Genomic DNA, 3,877 nt, shown 5'->3' on the forward strand with positions numbered 1-3,877 from the left:
GATCGATTCGGCCCATTTTTCCAGAGGGCCTTCGCAATGAAGTTCAGATAATCGCCACCATTGTTTCTGCAGATCAAATAAATCCACCCGACATTCTGGGTCTCATTGGTGCTTCGGCCGCTTTAACCATTTCAGATATTCCATTCAATGGTCCCATCGGAGCAGTTAGAGTGAGCCGGGTGGGGGAAAGATGGATAATCAATCCAACATACCAGGAGCTAGAACACAGCGATATCGACGTCGTCGTTGCAGGGAATAAAAATGGGATACTGATGGTGGAAGCGGGGGCAAAAGAGGTTGATGAGGAAAGCATTCTCCAGGCGATGGAAGAGGGTCAGAAGGCCATCATCAAACTCATCGAATTCCAGGAAGAATTTCAAAAAGAAGTCGGAGTTCCCAAACGCACCATCCCCCTCATCGAGACAGATCCCGAAGTTGAGAAGGCCATTCGAGAATTCGCCACATCCAAGCTGAAAAAAGCGATCAGAATCGCGGAAAAGTTAAATCGAGAGCAGGCGATGGAGAAAATTAGGGAAGAAACTTTGGAGAAATTTCTCCCAACTTTCGAGGAGAAGGAGCAAGATATCGAAAAGATTCTGACCAAGATAGAGAAAGAGGAAACCCGCAGGATGATCTTGGAAGAGAAGATTCGATCCGATGGTCGAGGTTGGGATGAAATCCGACCGATCTCCTGCGAGGTTGGTATCCTTCCCAGAACGCATGGTTCTGGTCTGTTCACACGAGGGCAAACTCAAGTGCTTTCCGTGGCTACTTTGGGTACCGTCGGGGAAGAACAGCTCTTGGATGGATTGGGTGTTGAGGAATCTAAGAGATTCCTTCACCACTATAATTTCCCTCCCTTCAGCACAGGAGAGGTGGGCTTCATGCGCGGACCCAGACGTCGAGAGATTGGTCATGGTGCTCTCGTTGAGAGAGCGCTTGCTCCTGTAATCCCCGAGGAAAGTGAATTTCCTTATACCATTCGATTAGTCTCTGAAGTGCTGGAATCAAATGGCTCTACATCCATGGCCAGCGTATGCGGAAGTACCCTAGCTTTAATGGATGCCGGTATCCCCATTAAGGCACCCGTGGCCGGAATAGCCATGGGGTTAGTGAAAGAAAAGGGTAAAGTGGCGATACTAATGGACATACTGGGAGTGGAGGATGCCCTGGGTGACATGGACTTTAAGGTTGCGGGAACAGCCAAGGGAATCACCGCTCTCCAAATGGATTTGAAAATAGAAGGTGTAGGGAGAGAAATTCTGGAGAAAGCTCTGACTCAAGCGCAGAAAGCTCGATTATTCATTCTGGATAAGATGGCATCCGTAATAGCAAAACCAAGGGAAAAGTTATCACCATTCGCTCCCAGAATCATTACCATGAGGATTAGTGTAGACAAAATAAGGGATATCATTGGTCCCGCGGGTAAAACCATCCACAGTATCATCGATGAGACCGGAGTAACCATCGATATTGAAGATGATGGCACCGTATTCATTGCCTCAAAGGATGAGGTAAGTGGGGAAAGGGCTCGCCAGATGATTGAGATGATCACCAAAGAAATCAAGGTGGGGGAGCGGTATATAGGCACGGTGACCAGAACCACTAGTTTTGGCGCCTTCGTGGAAATCCTTCCGGGAAGGGAAGGTCTCGTCCATATCTCCAAGCTTTCCAAGAGGAGAGTCCGCAGGGTCGAAGATGTTGTAAAAGTGGGGGACAAGATACCCGTCGAAGTCATCGATATAGATAGATTGAATAGAATAAACCTAGCTGCTGTGGATATAGCGATCAAGGTAAAATAAGTTCAAGGAGTCTCCCATGTTTTTTAATAAAACCTCTCTTGAATCGGGGATAAAAGTTGTAACCGAGTCCATTCCTCACGTTAGATCCGTAGCACTGGGTTTCTGGGTTGGAGTAGGTGCTCGTGATGAAATCGAGGGACTAAATGGTATGTCCCATTTCATCGAGCATCTTTTATTTAAAGGGACTAAAAATCGATCGGCTAAAGAGATATCCGAGACCATCGATACTTTGGGCGGGGAAATAAATGCATTCGCCACCAAAGAATATACCTGCTTTTACACCCGCTTACTCGATGAACACATACCTATAGGAGTGGAAATCCTCTCGGACATGCTACAAAACTCTCTCTTCAGAGAAGAGGATATTTCCGCGGAAAAAGAAGTTGTTGTAGAAGAGATAAATCTTCACGAGGACACACCGGATGAAAAAATTCATGACCTTTTTGCTTCCACCCTCCTGGGAGATCACCCCCTGGGTAAGAGCACCTTGGGTTACGTCAACACCGTTAAGAACTTCAACCACGAAGATGTTTTGAGTTTCTTCTCGCGAGGATACGCCCCCAAAAATATTGTAATAGCCGCGGCGGGGCATCTCGATCACCAGCGAATTGTGGATTTGATTGAAAAGCATTTTGCTTCAAAGGGGGGAAGAGGATTCGTTCGGAGAGAATTTAAGCCTAAAGTAGAACCTAAAGTTTTTATCTGCCAGAAGGGAACGGAGCAAGCCCACATTTGCTACGGCACTCAGGCCCTACACGCTAGAGACGAGGATAGATTTGTCTTAAGCATCCTCGATAATATCCTTGGTGGAGGAATGAGCTCTCGCTTGTTTCAGGAAATCAGAGAGAAAAGAGGCTTGGTATACTCCGTCTACTCTTACCACTCACTCTTTTCAGAAACCGGTTTGATTGCAGTCTATGCAGGAACAAGACCTTCTAAGGTTGAAGAAGTAATTAAATTGATCCAAAAGGAAATGAAATCCATTGCTGAAAAAGAAGTATCCAGGGAAGAATTGCACCGAGCAAAGGAATTCCTCAAAGGTCAATTGGTTTTAAGCATGGAAAGCACGAGCAATCGAATGACCCGCCTGGGAAAATCGGAGCTCGTACACCGAGAGATTTTATCCCTCGACGAGTTGGTGGAAAAAATCGACAAAGTGACCTTGGGGGATGTCCATCGGTTAGCAAAGATTTTATTCGCTCCCGAGAGAATGACGTTAACGATCATTGGACCGGCTGAGGTGAAAAGTATAGCAAATCTTGTCGCCTAATTGCTCAAAGGAGTGGAAAAATGATCAAGATAGTTGTAACCGGTGCAGCTGGAAAAATGGGTCGAGAAGTCTGCAAAACAGTTCTTCAGCAGAAGGATATGACCTTGGTTGGTGCCGTGGACATTGTCCATGTGGGATGCGATGTGGGGGAACTTCTTGGATTGGCGGATACGGGTATCGCCATAGACAATGATCTCGAAAGGGTATTCAAGAAAACTTCCCCCGATGTGATGGTGGATTTCACCCATCCAGCCGCGGTCATGAATAACATCCGTACGGCTCTAAAATCCAATGTACACGTGGTGGTGGGAACCACTGGATTGACCGAAAGGGACCTCACCAAAGTCGAATCTCTCGTCAAAGATGGCAAAACAAATGCAATAATAGCTCCCAATTTCGCCACTGGCGCGGTTCTCATGATGAAATTTTCTGAGATTGCCTGCAAATATTTTCCTGACGTTGAGATCATCGAACTCCACCATAACCAAAAGGCAGATGCTCCATCCGGGACAGCTTTGAAGACCGCAGAGATCATATCCCTAGCCAGAGTTGGAGAAGCCTCTCGAAATCTCAAGGAGACGGAAAAGATAAAAGGAGTTCGGGGAGGAGAGGCTAAAGGCATCCGAATCCATAGCGTTCGATTGCCGGGTCTGGTGGCACATCAACAGGTGATCTTCGGCTCCACCGGTCATATACTTTCCATCAGACACGACTCTATTGACCGATCATCCTTCATGCCAGGCGTTTTAATGGCCATCAGAGAGGTGCAGAAGAGAAGGGGACTAACCTACGGCTTGGATAAACT

The 3,877-nt window shown here is 46.8% G+C and carries 3 protein-coding genes; all 3 read left to right on the forward strand.

The genetic code is table 11. The features are described from left to right. A partial coding sequence (pnp, locus tag AB1466_00255; protein MEW6188537.1) for a polyribonucleotide nucleotidyltransferase occupies positions 1 to 1,802 on the forward strand: 1,802 nt, incomplete at its 5' end. 16 nt (positions 1,803 to 1,818) lie between these two features. Continuing rightward, complete coding sequence (locus tag AB1466_00260) at positions 1,819 to 3,072, forward strand: pitrilysin family protein (GenBank protein ID MEW6188538.1); 1,254 nt, start codon at positions 1,819 to 1,821, stop codon at positions 3,070 to 3,072. Between the two features lie 20 nt (positions 3,073 to 3,092). Next, the coding region (gene dapB / locus AB1466_00265) for a 4-hydroxy-tetrahydrodipicolinate reductase (GenBank protein MEW6188539.1) at positions 3,093 to 3,877 on the forward strand (785 nt) is incomplete at its 3' end.

The organism is Actinomycetota bacterium (assembly GCA_040755895.1).
Classification (GTDB): Bacteria; Actinomycetota; Aquicultoria; order Subteraquimicrobiales; family Subteraquimicrobiaceae; genus Subteraquimicrobium.